This window comes from Fictibacillus phosphorivorans (assembly GCF_001629705.1).
In the GTDB taxonomy this organism is placed as follows: Bacteria; Bacillota; Bacilli; order Bacillales; family Fictibacillaceae; genus Fictibacillus; species Fictibacillus phosphorivorans_A.
In genome coordinates this window covers 3,366,397-3,382,877 of the sequence record NZ_CP015378.1, presented here as the reverse complement: position 1 = coordinate 3,382,877, position 16,481 = coordinate 3,366,397, and the positions used below count along the sequence as shown (strand labels likewise).

The 16,481-nt window shown below is 41.6% G+C and carries 19 protein-coding genes; 17 read left to right on the top strand and 2 right to left on the bottom strand.

Annotated elements, in window-relative coordinates; genetic code table 11:
• Positions 1 to 2: 2 nt before the first annotated feature.
• The 9 genes from ABE65_RS17360 (at position 3) to ABE65_RS17320 (ending at position 6,701) form a co-directional block, all read left to right on the top strand.
• Positions 3 to 971 carry a nucleoside recognition domain-containing protein gene (locus tag ABE65_RS17360; RefSeq protein WP_066397677.1) on the top strand — a complete coding sequence of 323 codons (969 nt, stop codon included), beginning with the start codon at positions 3 to 5 and terminating at the stop codon, positions 969 to 971.
• Entirely contained in the window at positions 946 to 1,587 is a 642-nt protein-coding gene (ppaX, locus tag ABE65_RS17355) for a pyrophosphatase PpaX (RefSeq protein ID WP_066397674.1), read from the top strand. The genes ABE65_RS17360 and ppaX overlap by 26 nt, the downstream gene beginning before the upstream one ends.
• Positions 1,588 to 2,100, top strand: coding sequence for an acyltransferase (locus ABE65_RS17350; protein WP_066397673.1), 513 nt, complete (start codon positions 1,588 to 1,590; stop codon positions 2,098 to 2,100).
• Between the two features lie 89 nt (positions 2,101 to 2,189).
• Entirely contained in the window at positions 2,190 to 2,780 is a 591-nt protein-coding gene (locus ABE65_RS17345; protein ID WP_066397668.1) for a hypothetical protein, read from the top strand.
• Positions 2,781 to 3,211: 431 nt separating this feature from the next.
• The gene (gene putP / locus ABE65_RS17340; protein ID WP_066397667.1) at positions 3,212 to 4,681 is read left to right on the top strand and encodes a sodium/proline symporter PutP; all 1,470 of its coding nucleotides are present in this window, start codon (positions 3,212 to 3,214) and stop codon (positions 4,679 to 4,681) included.
• Between the two features lie 94 nt (positions 4,682 to 4,775).
• Positions 4,776 to 5,219, top strand: a complete 444-nt coding sequence (locus tag ABE65_RS17335; RefSeq protein WP_066397665.1) for a GNAT family N-acetyltransferase — start codon at positions 4,776 to 4,778, stop codon at positions 5,217 to 5,219.
• Positions 5,220 to 5,289: 70 nt separating this feature from the next.
• The gene (locus ABE65_RS17330) at positions 5,290 to 5,598 is read left to right on the top strand and encodes a hypothetical protein (protein WP_156499201.1); all 309 of its coding nucleotides are present in this window, start codon (positions 5,290 to 5,292) and stop codon (positions 5,596 to 5,598) included.
• 76 nt (positions 5,599 to 5,674) lie between these two features.
• Entirely contained in the window at positions 5,675 to 6,142 is a 468-nt protein-coding gene (locus ABE65_RS17325; RefSeq protein WP_066397657.1) for an SRPBCC family protein, read from the top strand.
• Between the two features lie 16 nt (positions 6,143 to 6,158).
• Complete coding sequence (locus tag ABE65_RS17320) at positions 6,159 to 6,701, top strand: histidine phosphatase family protein (RefSeq protein WP_066397656.1); 543 nt, start codon at positions 6,159 to 6,161, stop codon at positions 6,699 to 6,701.
• A 205-nt stretch (positions 6,702 to 6,906) separates the two neighbouring features.
• On the opposite strand, the gene ABE65_RS17315 is transcribed toward ABE65_RS17320, so the two are convergent.
• Positions 6,907 to 7,932, bottom strand: coding sequence for a redoxin domain-containing protein (locus ABE65_RS17315; protein WP_082861484.1), 1,026 nt, complete (start codon positions 7,930 to 7,932; stop codon positions 6,907 to 6,909).
• 379 nt (positions 7,933 to 8,311) lie between these two features.
• Positions 8,312 to 9,367, bottom strand: coding sequence for a calcium/proton exchanger (gene cax, locus ABE65_RS17310; protein ID WP_066397651.1), 1,056 nt, complete (start codon positions 9,365 to 9,367; stop codon positions 8,312 to 8,314).
• A 558-nt stretch (positions 9,368 to 9,925) separates the two neighbouring features.
• Between cax and ABE65_RS17305 the strand changes: the two genes are divergently transcribed.
• The 8 genes from ABE65_RS17305 to hisIE are packed head-to-tail and all read left to right on the top strand — an operon-like array spanning position 9,926 to position 16,385.
• Positions 9,926 to 11,110: an ATP phosphoribosyltransferase regulatory subunit gene (locus tag ABE65_RS17305; protein WP_066397649.1), complete on the top strand. Its 1,185-nt coding sequence runs from the start codon at positions 9,926 to 9,928 to the stop codon at positions 11,108 to 11,110.
• Positions 11,107 to 11,751 (top strand): ATP phosphoribosyltransferase, encoded by a 645-nt coding sequence (gene hisG, locus ABE65_RS17300; protein WP_066397646.1) that lies wholly within the window; start codon positions 11,107 to 11,109, stop codon positions 11,749 to 11,751. The genes ABE65_RS17305 and hisG overlap by 4 nt, the downstream gene beginning before the upstream one ends.
• Positions 11,748 to 13,019, top strand: a complete 1,272-nt coding sequence (gene hisD, locus ABE65_RS17295; protein WP_066397643.1) for a histidinol dehydrogenase — start codon at positions 11,748 to 11,750, stop codon at positions 13,017 to 13,019. The genes hisG and hisD overlap by 4 nt, the downstream gene beginning before the upstream one ends.
• Positions 13,020 to 13,616 carry an imidazoleglycerol-phosphate dehydratase HisB gene (gene hisB, locus ABE65_RS17290; RefSeq protein ID WP_066397639.1) on the top strand — a complete coding sequence of 199 codons (597 nt, stop codon included), beginning with the start codon at positions 13,020 to 13,022 and terminating at the stop codon, positions 13,614 to 13,616. It begins immediately after the preceding gene.
• On the top strand, positions 13,617 to 14,258 hold the full coding sequence (gene hisH / locus ABE65_RS17285; RefSeq protein ID WP_066397636.1) for an imidazole glycerol phosphate synthase subunit HisH: 642 nt from the start codon (positions 13,617 to 13,619) through the stop codon (positions 14,256 to 14,258). It abuts the gene before it with no gap.
• A complete protein-coding gene (gene hisA, locus ABE65_RS17280; RefSeq protein ID WP_066397634.1) occupies positions 14,255 to 14,992 on the top strand; it encodes a 1-(5-phosphoribosyl)-5-[(5-phosphoribosylamino)methylideneamino]imidazole-4-carboxamide isomerase in 738 nt (245 codons plus the stop codon). Before hisH ends, hisA begins: the two co-directional genes overlap by 4 nt.
• On the top strand, positions 14,986 to 15,744 hold the full coding sequence (gene hisF, locus ABE65_RS17275) for an imidazole glycerol phosphate synthase subunit HisF (RefSeq protein WP_066397632.1): 759 nt from the start codon (positions 14,986 to 14,988) through the stop codon (positions 15,742 to 15,744). Before hisA ends, hisF begins: the two co-directional genes overlap by 7 nt.
• Complete coding sequence (gene hisIE / locus ABE65_RS17270; protein ID WP_066397630.1) at positions 15,741 to 16,385, top strand: bifunctional phosphoribosyl-AMP cyclohydrolase/phosphoribosyl-ATP diphosphatase HisIE; 645 nt, start codon at positions 15,741 to 15,743, stop codon at positions 16,383 to 16,385. Before hisF ends, hisIE begins: the two co-directional genes overlap by 4 nt.
• Positions 16,386 to 16,481: the final 96 nt, after the last annotated feature.

The window sequence follows — 16,481 nt, the reverse complement described above, 5'->3', positions numbered from 1 at the left end:
GAGTGGAAACGTTAAGAAAAGGCACACTTGCAGGCTTAAAAACCACTTGGACGCTAGGAAAGATTATTTTTCCTGTCACTTTACTCATCACGTTATTGAGTCATACCCCTGTGTTAGATTGGCTGACCTCTGTTTTAGCACCAGCTATGAAATGGATCGGACTTCCGGGTGAAGCGGCTATTCCGCTCGTTCTCGGTAATTTTCTAAATCTTTATGCAGGAATCGGGGGCATTCTGACCCTCGATTCTTTAACGGTGCAGGATGTGTTTATCCTAGCTGTTATGCTTTCGTTCTCGCACAACCTATTTATTGAGTCTGGTGTTGCAGCGAGTGTGGGCATTAAATTGTGGGTCATTCTAATTGTGCGGATCGGCTTAGCACTCTTTTCTGCTTTTATGATCAATCTTTTATGGGATGGTGGAGCAGAAAAAGCGCAATACGGTTTTATCCCAAAACCTGAAGCTGCACCGAACGGCTGGGGAGAAATCACGCTAACCGCTCTTGAAAAAGCTTCACTAGGCATTCTGCAACTCGCACTTATCGTGATACCACTCATGATTATCATGCAATTTATGAAGGATAAAGGCTGGCTGAACAAGTTTTCGAACTGGATGGCACCAGCTATGAAACTGCTAGGCATGAAAGAGAATACGTCCATGACTATGGCAGCGGGTCTTACGATCGGTCTTGCATATGGAGCAGGTGTGATGATGCAGGCTGCAAAAGAGGATGGCGTTTCAAAGAAAGATCTGTATCTAGCTTTTACCTTCCTTGTAAGCTGCCATGCTGTAGTAGAGGATACACTTGTTTTTGTACCATTAGGAATTCCCGTTCTGCCGCTGTTGATCATTCGAGTAGTAACAGCGATCGTACTTACAGTATTAGTAGCTTACGTATGGAACAAGATGGAACGGAAAAATCGTTTAACAAGAAAGGAACGACAACATGAAACGCAACACCATACTATTTGATCTTGATGGAACATTAATCAATACGAACGAATTGATCATCGCTTCTTTCCTTTACACACTAGATAAGCATTTCCCTGAGCAATACAATCGTGAGAGTGTTCTACCGTTTATGGGAATGCCACTCGTTGAAACGATGGAGCAGTTCGATAAAGAAAAAGTATCAGAATTGGTTCAAACCTACCGTGAACATAACATCTCACATCATGATGAATTGGTTACAGAGTTTGAAGGAGTTTTTGAAACGGTAGAAGAATTGTATAAAAAGGGCTACAAACTGGGCATCGTAACTACAAAAATGAGAAATACAGTCGAGATGGGCTTACGCCTTGTTGGTCTTGATCGCTTTTTCCAAACAGTAGTTACGCTGGATGACGTGAAAAACGCGAAGCCAGACCCAGAGCCTGTTCAAAAAGCGCTAGCTTTGCTAGGTTCGACACCTGAAGAAGCAATCATGGTGGGCGACAGCAAGTACGATATTCTTGCAGGGCAGAACGCTGGCACACAAACGGCTGGTGTAGCATGGACCATCCGCGGAAATGATTATTTGCAGCAGTTTAATCCAGACTTCATGCTGAATGAAATGACGGATTTGCTGGATGTTTTAGGAGAGAGATAATTGCGAAATACTGAGCGTTATCCGGTAAAAGGAAAAAACTCGTTGTACCAGGTGTATGACACCGTTCCGTTCTGGAAAGTAGTAAAGAATTTTATCGCGATACAAGTGGCAAGATACACACCATTTCTACCGATGAAAAATTGGATCTACCGTACCTTTTTGAAGATGAAGGTCGGTGAGGGAACAGCATTCGCGTTGATGGTCATGCCAGACATCATGTATCCGGAACGCATATCAGTAGGGAAGAACTGTGTGATCGGCTATAATACAACGATATTAGCTCATGAATATTTAATAAAAGAATACCGTTTGGGTGACGTAATCGTGGGCGATGAAGTGATGATCGGTGCGAATTCTACGATCCTCCCAGGCGTTACGATCGGTGACGGTGCGATCGTATCAGCTGGAACGCTCGTCCACAAAAATGTCCCAGAAGGATCTTTCGTTGGTGGTAATCCGATGCAGGTCATCTACACGAAAGAAGAACGATCTAAGAGGGAAATGGAAAGCTAGAAATTTGTCGTAAGTTCCCCTCTTGGGTTTTCTTGTTTTTCGTCGTATACTTAAAACAGGCAAAAAAGCGAAAGCTGGAGGCGCATACTATGAGAAGGAAATCATTCTCGATCGTATTTATGAAAAACACGTTTAAAATTGGACACCTCGTTGAAGACAACTGTCAGTCTCAGCATGCACCGAAAGCATCTCATCCTCAAAATAAGGCCGAACAATTGGCTGCTCGAGACACCTACCGTTTCCGAACTGCTGTGTCAAAAATGAAAGGTCATGGCCTTGTTAAGCATTACGAACTTCAAAGCAAACGTGCAAAGTTGGTTTTCTATGGTGACTATTCTACCTACAAACGTAACGTACCTCATATTGCGTTTACACGCGAACATTTTCAACACTACTTTGGAACAGAAGATTTAATCTGTGAATTTCTCCTTGATACTTCTATTTATTTATTTAAAGAACTCCATTTTTTAGAAGAGATCCAATTGGATATTCCGAGTCATGGCAAGATGTATACCGTTGAATTAACAAGACAGGAACTCGATGACTATATGAAGTGTGATCTGGCCGAAATGAAAGATGGTCATCACCATCGTTTCTTCTACATCTACCGAGACGAAGAGCTGGATCTATTTACGAATCAATTTGTAAAGGTCAAACGTTTAAGACGAAAAAAATTATAAAGTAGTTAAAACTGGCGCCCAATCGTCTTAAGAATGGGTACCAGTTTTTTTGTTGTGTGAAGGGAGTGGGAGATAGTGTGAATGAAGGCTAGCAGCTAATGAAACATAGCGAAATTTGTCGAGGATTGCAGACTCGTGGATAAACAGACAATACTCGTGGATAAACAGCCAAAACTCGTGGATAAACAGCTAAAACTTCTGGATTGAATGCAGAAACTTATGGATTCAGCACTAGAACTTCTGGATTGATAAGCGATTATGTGCCATGCCACTTTGTTTTGGCAGCTACAAACTCCAATACTAGAAGTCTTTCCAAAAAAAATCTATTCCTTTTGTCGAAAAATGTCTTTATAATAAAAATGTTCCTTTTTTTAATTTTGAAAATATTGAAAGCGTTTTTACAACAAGAAAAGCCAGGAGGAAAACTGAATATGGAATATGGAGTTATTTTTTCAATTAGTGTTTACATGATCGGGATGGTGCTGATCGGGCTTTATGCGTACCGAAAGACCGATAACCTTACCGATTACATGCTTGGCGGAAGAAATCTTGGACCAGCTGTTACTGCACTAAGTGCGGGTGCATCAGATATGAGCGGATGGCTGTTGATGGGTCTTCCAGGTGCCATGTATGTGTCTGGTTTAAGTGCCGGATGGATCGTGATTGGATTGTGTGCAGGAGCGTATCTAAACTGGCTTTTTGTAGCACCACGTTTACGAACGTATACGGAAGTAGCGAACAACTCGATTACGATTCCAGATTATTTTGAGAACCGATTCAAAGATACTTCTCGCATACTTCGTATAACGTCTGCGTTAGTTATTGTGATTTTCTTTACGTTCTACTCATCATCCGGTATGGTTGCGGGCGGACAATTGTTCGAGACAGCCTTTGGTCTGAATTATATGTGGGGGATCTTGCTTACAGCTGGAGTAGTTATTATTTATACATTATTCGGCGGTTTTTTAGCGGTAAGCTATACAGATTTCGTACAAGGTGCGATCATGTTTGTAGCGTTGATCCTTGTACCATTCGTTGCCATTCTAAAAGTTGGTGGATGGGATGCTTCGTTTAACGAGATCGAAAGCATCAGTCCTACACTGCTTGATGCCTTTACGGGGACAAGCTTGATCGGTATCATCTCCTTATTAGCATGGGGATTAGGATACTTCGGCCAGCCGCATATTATCGTCCGTTTTATGGCGATCTCGTCTGTAAAAGAGATGAAGAGCGCAAGACGAATTGGAATGGGCTGGATGGTCTTCTCAATTGTTGGAGCAATGTTCACAGGTCTTGTTGGGATTGCTTACTTCAACCAAGCAGGTACTCCGCTAGGGGAAGCAAAAGCTGAAACGGTATTTATCTTATTATCTGAAGTATTGTTTCATCCAATTATTACGGGCTTCTTGCTTGCTGCTATCTTAGCGGCAGTTATGAGTACGATCTCATCTCAGTTGCTCGTAACATCTAGTGCTTTAACAGAAGACTTTTACAAAGCATTCGTAAAACGTTCTGCATCTGACAAGGAACTCGTGTTAGTAGGGCGTTTAGCTGTTTTAGCTGTAGCTGTTATTGCATTTGTGATGGCTCTTAATCCGAGTGAAACGATCCTGAATCTTGTAGGTTATGCTTGGGCAGGATTTGGTGCAGCGTTCGGGCCGGTAGTACTGCTGAGTCTTTATTGGAAACGCATGACAAAATGGTCTGCTTTTGCGGGTATTGTTGTAGGAGCTGTTACTGTTATCATTTGGGAACTCATTCCGGCTATGGCTGATGTATATGAGATCATTCCTGGATTCATCGCATGTACACTAACCATCGTAGTCGTTAGCTTGATGACAAAAGAACCAAGTGCAAGTATCCAGGAAGAGTTTGAAGAAACGAAAAGATTAGTAAGTTAATAGTGAGGATATGGACTGACCAAATAGCGGATTTAATTGCTGATTTGGTCAGTTTTTTCTTAGAATAAAGTTACTGATAGGGGAGGACTGTAGTATGGAATTCATGATTCTTGAAGGAATGCCAGAGGAGGATCTATTGAAGGAAATCCTTCAGCTACATGAAATAATCTTTGGTGCATCAAATGACGATCTCCTTTTTAATATGAAATTGAAGAATAAACTAACGATCGTTACAGCTATTCATCATTCAAAGGTAGTTGGCTATAAAATAGGCTATGAAATCGATCATAATACTTATTATAGTTGGCTAGGTGGAGTCGACCCCGTTTATAGGGGGCAAGGAGTAGCTTCGAAGTTAATGAAACAACAGCATGAGTATCTGAAAATGAAAGGGTATTCTGTTGTTCGAACCAAAACGATGAATAAGTGGCGCCACATGTTGCTGTTAAATATTAAAAATGGGTTTGATGTGAAGGAAACGTATATGAATAAAAGTGGGTTGCATAAAATTGTACTCGAAAAAAAGTTATGTGATTAAACAATTGTTTAAAAAGAATTCACTCTTGATAGCTGCGCCTGCATATGATGGTCTAAGCGGGGTGAAGGATATGAGGATAAAAGATAGAGTGAAGCTTTGGTTCTTAGGATCGCTTTATCCGGAAAATTCATTACAACCGATTGACAGCACAGAGCAGTTTGTTCGTGAACTAAATAATGGATGCCCGGTAATCTTTACGTTAAGAGATGTTTACGGATTGATTCTATTTGATAAAGAAGAACAGCTCGGAACACTGTATATAAAAGATGTGTTCGGAATCACGGAAGACTATAGAAACTATTACTCAATACTTGAGTTGATCTCGTTCTACAGTGAGAATATTAAGGAAGGAATATTATTCTATACAGAGAATAATTAAAGAATCATATTCTGTTGAACACCTCATTACTTGAGGTGTTGTTTTATTACCTCTTTAGAAAGTGAGTCATCATTATATGCCTACAATTATACATCGAGAATTTGTACATGCTTCTGCAGAAGTCTGCTTTGATCTTTCGCGAAACGTAGATATACATACTGAAACGACCTCTCATACAAGAGAAAGAGCGGTAGGTGGAGTAACGTCAGGTTATATGGAAAAAGGCGATCATGTAACGTGGGAGGTCGTTCATCTTGGCGTAAAACAAAGGCTGACTGCAAAGATTATTGAGATGGAGAGGCCGCATATGTTTGTAGATGTGATGGTGAAAGGTGCTTTCCATTCATTCGTACATACCCATACTTTCGAACCGAAGAAGAACGGTACCATTATGGTGGATCATTTTCATTATAAATCTCCGTTTGGCGTGATTGGAAGGTTAGCAGATTGGTTGTTCCTAGAAAAGTACATGACGAATTTTTTAGTAGGACGGGCGAGAGCGCTAAAAGAGATCGCAGAAAATAGACATCACACATTAAGATAGAAAGCGGTGATCAGTGATGAAGATAGGAATGGTACGTCATTTCAAAGTCAAACGAGGCTATCCAACTGAAAAATGGATCACGCCTTCTGAATTTGATCAGTGGCTGAAAGAATACGAAGCTTCTGATGTAGAAGAAACAGACGTTGACCTAGGTGGAATCAATTGGAACACCTGCTATTCGAGCACCGTTCGTCGTGCAGAATATACAGCAGGGAAGATTTATAGAGGGGATTTGATCAGAACGGATGATCTTCGTGAGATTCCTGTTTATCCGTTTTTTAAAAGAGACATTAAGATCCCCATGATTTTATATCCTCTTTGCATCCGAACAGCATGGTTCTTTAACCACAAGTCTCAGCTAGAGCGCAGGACTGATGTTGAGATGCGTGTTTCAAAGATCGTTGACCGCATACTTGAAGAAAATAAAGAAAATGCACTAATTGTAAGTCATGGTGGACTCATGATGTTTATGAGAAAAGAACTGATTAAGAGAGGATTCAAAGGACCAAGGTTAGGGCGTCCCGAAAACGCAAAGCTCTATTTGTTTGAGAAGAGGTAGTGGCTGTCGAGGAGTGTCGAAAATCGGATAAATTATTTTATCCGTGAAATTATGGATGCTATACGTGAATATAATGGTCATTACCGTGAATAAAAAAGAGATTACCATGAAATTGTGCAATTTTACATCTATGTATCGAAAGAAAACTGGCTGATACCCCACACGAAAAGGGAATGTAGCCAGTTTTCTTTTGTAAAACCTTCATTTATTGAGCATTTTTATAAAATTCTTCCATCATATCGTAGCTCATCGGACCGATATGTTTTTGTTCGATGATTCCTTTTTTATTAATAATAAAAGTAGTCGGAATCGTGACCGTTTTGTACGTATTTCCGACTTTACCGTCTGGATCTAATAAGACCGGAAAGTTCAACTTGTATGATTGCGCAAACTTTTTTACTTCTTTTTCAGAGTCGCTGTCTGTTAAGTTTACAGCTAAGATTTCTACTTTCTTAGACGAGTGGTCTCTATAGAAACGAACCATTTCGGGCATTTCTGCACGACAAGGTGGACACCATGTAGCCCAAAGGTTAACAAAAACGACCTTTCCATTGAGATCTGATAGCTTTACGGTTTCGCCTTCAATCGTTTTTAATTCAAAATTCGGTGCGCGGTCACCTTTTTTGATTCCGTAGGATGCTGCCTCTACGGCTTCTTTACTTGTTTTTTGTCCACTGAGCGGAGAATTTGTTAGAACGGAAAAGAAGAGTGCAGTGACTAACATAGACAGAACCGTTTTTCTTATCTCAAACGAACCTTTTGTATATAAGTAAAGGGACAGAATTGAGAAGAACAAGGAGACCAACCCGTCAGCTAAAAGTGTAGTTGACGCAAAATGAGCACCATAATAAGCAGCGAAGTATAACGTTAACCCTAATATACCGATATAAAATACCCTGCTTTTATCAAGCTCACGTTTACTCGCAGCCACAAGAATGTAGAGAATGGAGCCGATGATTCCTAGAACAATTCCTGTTTCTCCTCCATTAAAATACAAGATACTTGTCGGGTGCTTGATGATCAGCAAGGGATGCAAAATAGCATAACTGAACTTCCAAACCAATAGAAAAATTCCTATTGCATTACTTAATACGTCTAATAGCTGCTTTTTGTCAGGTTCTTTTCTTATTTTCACAAACAATATGCCATACGCAATCAATGCTGATCCCAAAATGGCTAGCCAAACCATCTTTACAGGAAAAGATCCGATCGTTAAATAATCCGTCATCATAACCCCCACCTTAAACTTGTCCTCTATTCTAAACTTTATCAGAGTTGAGCCTTTTTTATTCCAAATTTGCTTGTTTCATATAAAAAACCAGTGAAGGATTACTCCCTGCACTGGTCCTATACTATATTTCTTTTTTACATACTTCTTTGACTGGTGATTGTAATGAAAGGTGCGTGCCTACCACTTGAAATACATCTTGTAAGGCATGCGACGAGGAAGCTTACTCCGGTAGTCTTAACTTTTAGACGCAGGAGCAAGGATCGTCTAGTGTCGAGCAGTCCAAGAAGTTAATGTGGCTCACCGCCTGCCCCGTGGAAAGCGAGCAACCTGGAATGGAAATCAACTGCTTTCAAAAGCAACAATGAATACGAAACAGCCTTTATAAAAGATAAAACCCAACTCCCATGATCAGGTAGGCAGCAAGAAGGGTGAGTCCTTCAAACCAGTTCGTATCGCCATCACTTGTTAACGAGATCGTTAAAAATACAGCGAGGACCATCGCGACAAGTTCAGGAAGAGTAAAGACAAGTGCCATCGATTTTTCAAAAAATAACGAAACCAATACGAGTAATGGAGCGACAAACATCGCGATCTGAAGTGTTGAGCCGATGGCGATCTCTACAGCAACATTCATTTTGTTCTTATATGCCATGATGATTGCTGAAGCATGTTCAGCCGCGTTACCGACGATCGCAACGATGATGATTCCGATGAACACTTCACTCCAGCCGAGTGTTCTTCCTACTTCTTCAAACGTATGAACGAGCTTTTCAGAAACATAAGCAACAGCAAGAGTAGCAAGAGCAAGGACAATTAGAGCTTTCCACTTACTCCATTCTGCTGTTTCATCTCCATGAGCCACATCATGTTCGGATTGATACACACCGCGGTGAGTAACGAGCTTGAATAAAAGTGCAGCCACGTAAAGAACAATCATAATGACAGATACCCATACACTTAACGTGAGTGAATCGGCGTCGTTCAGTTTATAAGAAAAGACCTCAGGGAAAACAAAAGCGACTACAACAGCGAATATCAATAGACCTGCGTTATGCCGTGCATCATAAACGTTGAATTTTTGCTGTTTATACTTTAAACCGCCGATAAAAAACGACAAGCCTCCGACTAGTAAAAGATTACCGAGTACAGAACCAGTCAAAGACGCTAATACTACACTTATCAAACCTGCTTTTAATGCAAAGATTGAAATGATGAGTTCGACTGCATTACCGAAAGTAGCGTTGAGTAGTCCGCCGATTCTTGGACCAGCAATGATCGCTAAGCTTTCCGTGGCGCGTCCCATATAACCGGCTAGTGCGATAATCGTTGCACAATAGATTACAAAAAGTAAGACAGCTGGCCAATGCATGAGGCTGCCGATAACAGATAGTGGTACGCCAATAATGATGGCAATAAAAAAGATGCGATTAAACAAGACGCATTCCATCCCTTCCTATGTATTTATTTTTACATACTATTCCCTGAAATCTGTTTTCTTAACTCTTAAAAGGAAACATGATTTTTGTGTGAATTGGTTGACAGTTTCGACAAGGACGTGTAGACTTACAACTAAATCTTTATCATGGTAGTATATTAGCGAACTAAAGTGTTGAGCTTAAATTTTGGTTTCTTCACTTAGATTTTATTCATACATCTTTTCAAAAAGATTGTTGCTTTTAATCTTTGTCATCTTTGACAATTGATTGGAGTGTAAGGTGCGTGCCTACCACATGAGAAACTACTTGCAAGGCATGCGACGAGGAAGCTTACTACGTAGCCTCACTTGTAGACGCAGGAGCAAGGAACTTCTTAAGGTGGGCAGGTGAGACACTTAAAGTGAAACGTACGAATGTGGCTCACCGCCTGCCCCGCGGAAAGCGAAGCACCTGAAACGGAAATCAACACTTTCAAAAGCAACAAAGTTTACGGAAACAGCCTTTTCACAAAAAACAATACTTAATCTATTCATTTCATAAATAAAGGATGAAGGATCATGTCAAAACCGTTTGTGTTTGAAAAACCAGCAGGTATGAGGGATACACTTCCTGCTTTTTATCAAAAAAATGAAGATATCAAAAATAGAATCAAACAAGAGATGGAGTCTTGGGGTTATCAATTCATTCAAACTCCTACTTTGGAATATCACGATACGGTCGGGGAAGCTTCCGCAATTTTAGATCAACAATTGTTCAAGCTGCTTGATATGGAAGGAAAAACGTTGGTGCTCCGACCAGATATGACAGCTCCGATCGCGAGGGTCGTGTCATCAAGCATGAAGCATGTAGCTTACCCGCTTCGTCTCGCATACAGTTCTCCTGTTTTTAGAGCGCAACAGCGAGAAGGGGGAAGACCAGCAGAATTTGAACAAGTAGGTATCGAATTGATCGGTGAAGGTACAGCAAGCGCTGAAGCGGAAGCACTAGCACTCATGTCTGAAGTGTTTAAAAAGAGTGGAATTGCTGCATTTACTGTAGCAGTTGGACATATCGGATTTGTACAAGAACTTCTTTCTGACATTTTAGGAAATGATGATCGAGCAGGAGATCTGTTACGTTATTTAAACGAAAAAAATTATGTGGGTTACACTTCACATGTAAAAAAGTTACCTCTTTCTTCTATTGATACACAGCGATTATTAAAATTGTTGGACTTAAGAGGGGGGATCGAAGTACTTGATGAGGCTTCTTCATTAAATCCGAACAGAAGAGGCCAGCAAACATTACAAGAATTAAAAGATCTGTACCATCTGTTAGAAGATTACGATGCGGCACAAAATATTGTCTTTGATTTTACGCTGTTCAGTCATATGAGCTATTACACTGGCATCGTGTTTGAAGGTTACGGTGCAGGAATCGGAGCACCGATCGCAAGCGGAGGACGCTATGATGATTTGCTTAGTCGTTTTGATCGGAAAGCGCCAGCTATAGGTTTTGCGATTCGGATGGACTATTTTGTAGAAGCGTTAGGAAAGAAAAGTGATGATACAAAGAGACAATGTATTCTGTACACGAATGAGCGAAGAAAAGAAGCGCTAAAGCTGGCAAGAAACAAACGCAGTGAAGGCAAGCGTGTTGTGATGCAGAATCTAACCGGTGTAAAAAATATAGATGAATTCAGCAAACGATTTGATGATGTGCATTATTTAATTGGAACACAGCAAGGAGAGGACTTTTCATGAGTACGGTCTTAACGATGGCGATGCCTAAAGGGCGAATATTTGAAGAAGCAGTCGATCTCCTTAGACAAGCTGGATATCCGCTGCCTCCGGAGTTTGATGAATCGAGAAAGTTAATTATTGATGCACCAGAAGCAGGTCTTCGTTTTATTCTTGCAAAACCGATGGATGTCCCGACTTATGTAGAGCACGGTGTAGCGGATATCGGAATCGCGGGAAAAGATGTGATGCTTGAGGAAGAGCGTGATGTTTATGAAGTGCTCGACCTAAAGATCTCAGAATGCTATCTCGCAGTTGCAGGACTTCCGAACGGACATGACCAGAGAGTGGCACCGAAAATCGCATCAAAGTATCCGAATGTGGCTTCTCATTATTTTAGAGAACAGGGTCAGCAAGTAGAAGTGATCAAATTAAACGGATCGATCGAGCTTGCCCCACTCATCGGGTTAGCAGATCGCATTGTAGATATCGTTTCAACAGGTCGGACGTTGAAAGAAAACGGTCTTGTAGAACTTGAGAAAATAGCTGATATTACGTCGAGGTTGATCGTGAACCCTGCTAGCTATAGACTGCATGCGACTCGTATTAACGATCTTGTAGAACGGCTTCGAACACTTGTTGAGAGCAAGGAGGATGTTCAATGAAAATAGTACCCGTCACTGAACTGAAAAACTTAGAGAGAAGTGTTGAACAAAACACAGAGAAACAGAGAAAAGCAGTTCTTGAGATCTTACAAAACGTGAAATCAAAGGGTGATGAAGCCCTTTTTGAATATACAAAAACTTTTGATGGTGTTTCACTATCATCTCTTGAAGTAACAAAGAGTGAAATAGATGAAGCCATCTCTTCTCTTGATCCTAAAATGGTAGAAATTATTTCTGAAGCAGCAGAAAACATTCGTGAATATCACGAAAAGCAACGACGACAGTCATGGTTCTTCACCCGTGAAGATGGAACACTTTTAGGTCAAAAAGTAACACCACTTGATTCAGTTGGTGTTTATGTACCTGGTGGAACAGCCGCTTACCCATCTTCAGTATTGATGGGCGTCATTCCAGCGGTTGTCGCTGGTGTAGAGGAGATCGTCCTTGTTTCACCGCCAGGAAAAGACGGAAAACTTCCAGCTGCTGTGTTAGCAGCCGCTTCTATCGCCGGAGTTAAACGGGTGTTTAAAATCGGTGGTGCACAAGCGATTGGTGCACTGGCATATGGCACGGAGTCAGTTCCGAAGACAGATAAGATCGTTGGGCCGGGTAACATATTCGTAGCGCTCGCCAAACGCGAAGTTTTTGGCGTGTGTGACATTGATATGATCGCAGGTCCGAGTGAAATCGCTGTTCTTGCCGATGAATCCGCTAATGCTCGTTATATTTCGGCAGATCTTTTATCACAAGCCGAGCATGACCCAAGATCTGCAGCCGTATTGGTGACAACTTCAAAAGTGTTAGCAGAGGCAGTTTCTATGGAAGTGAAGTCACAACTAGCTGAGCTTCCAAGAAAAGAGATCGCGATAGAAGCGATCCGAGATCATGGAGTCATCTATATCGTAAATTCACTTGAAGAGGGTGCAGATGTGATCAACCAAATCGCACCTGAACACCTCGAGATCATGACGAAGGATCCGATGAGTCTTCTCGGAAAAATAAAACACGCGGGGGCTATATTTTTAGGTGAATATAGTTCAGAACCTGTAGGAGATTATTTTGCAGGAAGTAATCACGTTCTTCCGACAAGTGGAACTGCGCGTTTTTCAAGTCCGCTTAACGTAGACGATTTTACCAAAAAATCAAGTGTGATTCGATACAGTGAACAAGCACTAAAAGAAAACGGAGAGAAGATATCAGCTTTTGCTCGCTTAGAAGGACTTGAAGCACATGCGCGAGCGATTGATGTTCGACTGGAGGACAAGTAGATGGAGAATCAAGTGCGACAACATACAATCGAAAGAAATACGAAAGAGACACAGATCAGCTTAGCTCTAAACATTGATGGAGAAGGACAAGCAGATATTCAAACGCCTGTCCCATTTCTAAACCACATGTTGGACGCGATTGCACGTCACGGACATTTTGATCTTTCTGTAAACGCTGCTGGAGATGTGGAGATCGATGACCATCATACAACAGAAGACGTTGGCATCTGCCTTGGCCAAGCGATTCAAGGAGCTCTTGGTGACAAGCGAGGAATTAAGCGATACGGCAATGCGTTTGTCCCGATGGATGAAACGCTCGCTCAAGTGGTAATCGATCTATCCAATCGTCCTCACCTTGAATTTCGTGCAGAGTTTCCAAGTCAAAAAGTAGGAACGTTTGATACAGAGCTCGTACATGAATTCTTCTGGAAGCTCGCGTTAGAGGCGAGAATGAACCTTCATGTGATCGTTCACTATGGCTCGAACACGCACCATATCATCGAAGCGATCTTTAAAGCTTTTACAAAAGCGTTAGACGAAGCCACACAGATCGACCCTCGGGTAAAAGGAGTGCCTTCTACGAAAGGAATGTTATAGATGATCGGAATCATTGACTATGGAATGGGCAATCTTCATTCTGTCTGTTCTGCACTAAAAAGAATCAATCAGCCTTACATTCTTTCTGGAGATCCAGAAGAATTGAAGAAAACCGATGGACTATTACTTCCGGGAGTAGGTTCATTCAAAGATGCCATGTCGGAGCTGGAGAAGACCGGACTCGCTGATTTTATAAAAAATGAAGTTACGAATGGTAAGCCATTAATGGGGATCTGTTTAGGCATGCAGCTGCTATTTGATGAAAGTAGCGAAAACGGCTTAACAAAAGGGCTTGGACTACTTCCAGGGAGAGTAGAACGTTTTTTAGGCAAAACCAGTGACGGACGATCTTATAAAGTGCCACACATGGGGTGGAACGATCTAAACTTTTTGCAGAGTGATCAGCCATTAGTAAAAGGGATCGACGAAGGATATGTTTATTTCGTCCATTCCTTTGTTGTACAAACTGAAAATAGAGAGGTACTGGCCGCGATCGCTCAATACGAAGACGTTGAAGTTCCAGCTGTAGTTGGAAGCGGCAGAATCATGGGTACTCAGTTTCACCCTGAAAAAAGTTCGGAGACGGGTATGAGCATGCTGCAAAACTTTTGTCGTTTCGTTGAGGAGGGAAAACAAAGATGAATGAATTTGTATTATACCCAGCCATCGATATGCGCAATGGAAAATGCGTTAGGTTGATGCAAGGTGATTATGAACAAGAAACAATTTATGGAGATTCTCCTTTTGATATGGCAAAACAGTTTGCAGATCAAGGTGCAGAATGGATTCACATGGTAGATCTTGATGGCGCGAAAGACGGGAAGAAAATTAATCACGAGCACGTATTACGTGTTGCAAAAGAACTATCTGCAAAGGTCCAGATCGGTGGAGGTATCCGTTCGATGGAAGACGTTTCGTATTACCTAGACGCTGGAGTTGATCGAGTGATCTTAGGTAGCGCGGCGGTTTCGAACCCCGAATTTGTTCGAGAAGCGTTGCAGCGATACGGTGGATCGAGGATAGCGATCGGATTAGATGCACGTGAAGGATTCGTAGCAACAGAAGGATGGTTAGAAACGTCTCACATTAAAGCAGTTGATCTAGCGAAAAGATTAGTAGAAGAAGGTGCAGAGACGTTTATTTTTACTGACATCTCAAAAGACGGTATGCTGCAAGGGCCAAATGTTGAAGCGATCGGAGAATTAGCAAGCATCACTGGAAAAGAAGTGATCGCGTCAGGTGGTGTCAGTTCAATCGATGATCTGGTTCGTTTGAAAGCAGATGAACGAAACATCGCAGGTGCGATTATAGGAAAAGCTCTATATACGAATCGATTCACTTTGCCTGAAGCGTTAGGAAGTGTGAAATCATGTTAACGAAAAGAATCATTCCTTGTCTAGACGTTAAGGAAGGCAGAGTAGTCAAAGGCATTCAGTTTCTTAACTTAGTCGATGCCGGTGACCCTGTTGAACTTGCTAGATTTTATGATGAACAAGGAGCGGACGAGCTCGTTTTTCTTGATATCTCTGCAAGTCATGAAGGACGAGACACGATGGTTGAAGTTGTTGAAAGAGTTGCAGCAGAACTCGCTATCCCATTTACTGTTGGTGGCGGTATCAATAAACTTGAAGATATGAAACGTGTGCTGCGCGCAGGTGCTGACAAAGTTTCTGTGAATACCGCAGCGGTTTTAAGACCAGAACTGATCACAGAAGGATCGGATTATTTTGGTGCCCAATGTATCGTAGTCGCCATCGACGCAAAATATGACGAAGAGTTAAAATCATGGCGCGTATATACGCATGGAGGTCGCAAACCCACTCAATGGGAAGTTACGGAGTGGGCGCGAGAGGCAGTAAATCGTGGTGCTGGAGAAATTCTGTTGACCAGCATGGATAAAGATGGAGAGAAGTCTGGATTCAATTTAGACTTAACGAAAGCAGTGAGTGAGGCAGTAACCGTTCCTGTTATCGCGTCAGGCGGAGCTGGGTCTTCCGAGCATTTTAACGAAGCGTTCACTGTCGGTAAAGCAGATGCTGCACTTGCTGCAAGTATCTTTCATTATAAAGAAACATCGATTGCAGAGGTAAAAGCAGATTTGCGAAAGTTGGGGGTGTCTGTTCGATGAATGTAGAAAAACTGAAATTTGATGAAAAAGGACTAATTCCTGCCGTAGTACAGGATGTTCAATCAAAAGAGGTACTAACGGTCGCATACATGAACCGAGAATCGCTCCAAAAAACGATCGAAATTGGGGAAACGGTATTTTTTTCAAGATCGCGACAAGAATTATGGCACAAAGGTGAAACTTCCGGAAATACACAAAAAGTGAGAAGTATCCGCTATGATTGTGATCAAGACGCTTTGGTCGTCGTTGTAGAGCCCCAAGGGCCTGCTTGTCACACGGGCACATATAGTTGCTTTTCAGAAACACTTTATGAAGTGGATGAGAGAGTAGATGCGCCAAACCCTGATCGATATAGAATTCTAACAGAGCTGCAAGAGATTATCGCAAAACGAGAGCATGAGATGCCAGAAGGTGCTTACACAACCTATCTTTTTGAACACGGAGTCGATAAGATTCTGAAGAAAGTTGGAGAAGAAGCAGGAGAAGTGATCATCGCTGCAAAAAATCGTGATGTTGAAGAGTTGAAGTGGGAAGTTTCGGACCTTTTCTATCATGTATTAGTTCTGTTGCAAGAGCAAAAGGTGCCTTTAGACGAGATTTTGGCTACATTAAAAGAAAGACATACGAAAAAGGACAACTGAGATGGTCATCTCGGTTGTTTTTTTGTATTTTTCTTTCGTTAGAGGGGTTTTATGAGCGATTCCAGAGATTTAAGAGCGATTCCAGAGATTTATGAG

Bases quoted from the DNA above. Each gene is read 5' to 3' on its own strand.
- putP (WP_066397667.1), top strand. From the start codon at position 3,212: ATGGAATATGGAGTTATTTTTTCAATTAGTGTTTACATGATCGGGATG.
- hisB (WP_066397639.1), top strand. From the start codon at position 13,020: ATGGAGAATCAAGTGCGACAACATACAATCGAAAGAAATACGAAAGAG.
- ABE65_RS17335 (WP_066397665.1), top strand. From the start codon at position 4,776: ATGGAATTCATGATTCTTGAAGGAATGCCAGAGGAGGATCTATTGAAG.
- ABE65_RS17330 (WP_156499201.1), top strand. From the start codon at position 5,290: ATGAGGATAAAAGATAGAGTGAAGCTTTGGTTCTTAGGATCGCTTTAT.
- hisH (WP_066397636.1), top strand. From the start codon at position 13,617: ATGATCGGAATCATTGACTATGGAATGGGCAATCTTCATTCTGTCTGT.
- ABE65_RS17315 (WP_082861484.1), bottom strand. From the start codon at position 7,932: ATGATGACGGATTATTTAACGATCGGATCTTTTCCTGTAAAGATGGTT.
- hisA (WP_066397634.1), top strand. From the start codon at position 14,255: ATGAATGAATTTGTATTATACCCAGCCATCGATATGCGCAATGGAAAA.
- ppaX (WP_066397674.1), top strand. From the start codon at position 946: ATGAAACGCAACACCATACTATTTGATCTTGATGGAACATTAATCAAT.
- hisIE (WP_066397630.1), top strand. From the start codon at position 15,741: ATGAATGTAGAAAAACTGAAATTTGATGAAAAAGGACTAATTCCTGCC.
- hisF (WP_066397632.1), top strand. From the start codon at position 14,986: ATGTTAACGAAAAGAATCATTCCTTGTCTAGACGTTAAGGAAGGCAGA.
- hisG (WP_066397646.1), top strand. From the start codon at position 11,107: ATGAGTACGGTCTTAACGATGGCGATGCCTAAAGGGCGAATATTTGAA.
- ABE65_RS17320 (WP_066397656.1), top strand. From the start codon at position 6,159: ATGAAGATAGGAATGGTACGTCATTTCAAAGTCAAACGAGGCTATCCA.
- hisD (WP_066397643.1), top strand. From the start codon at position 11,748: ATGAAAATAGTACCCGTCACTGAACTGAAAAACTTAGAGAGAAGTGTT.
- ABE65_RS17345 (WP_066397668.1), top strand. From the start codon at position 2,190: ATGAGAAGGAAATCATTCTCGATCGTATTTATGAAAAACACGTTTAAA.
- ABE65_RS17325 (WP_066397657.1), top strand. From the start codon at position 5,675: ATGCCTACAATTATACATCGAGAATTTGTACATGCTTCTGCAGAAGTC.
- ABE65_RS17305 (WP_066397649.1), top strand. From the start codon at position 9,926: ATGTCAAAACCGTTTGTGTTTGAAAAACCAGCAGGTATGAGGGATACA.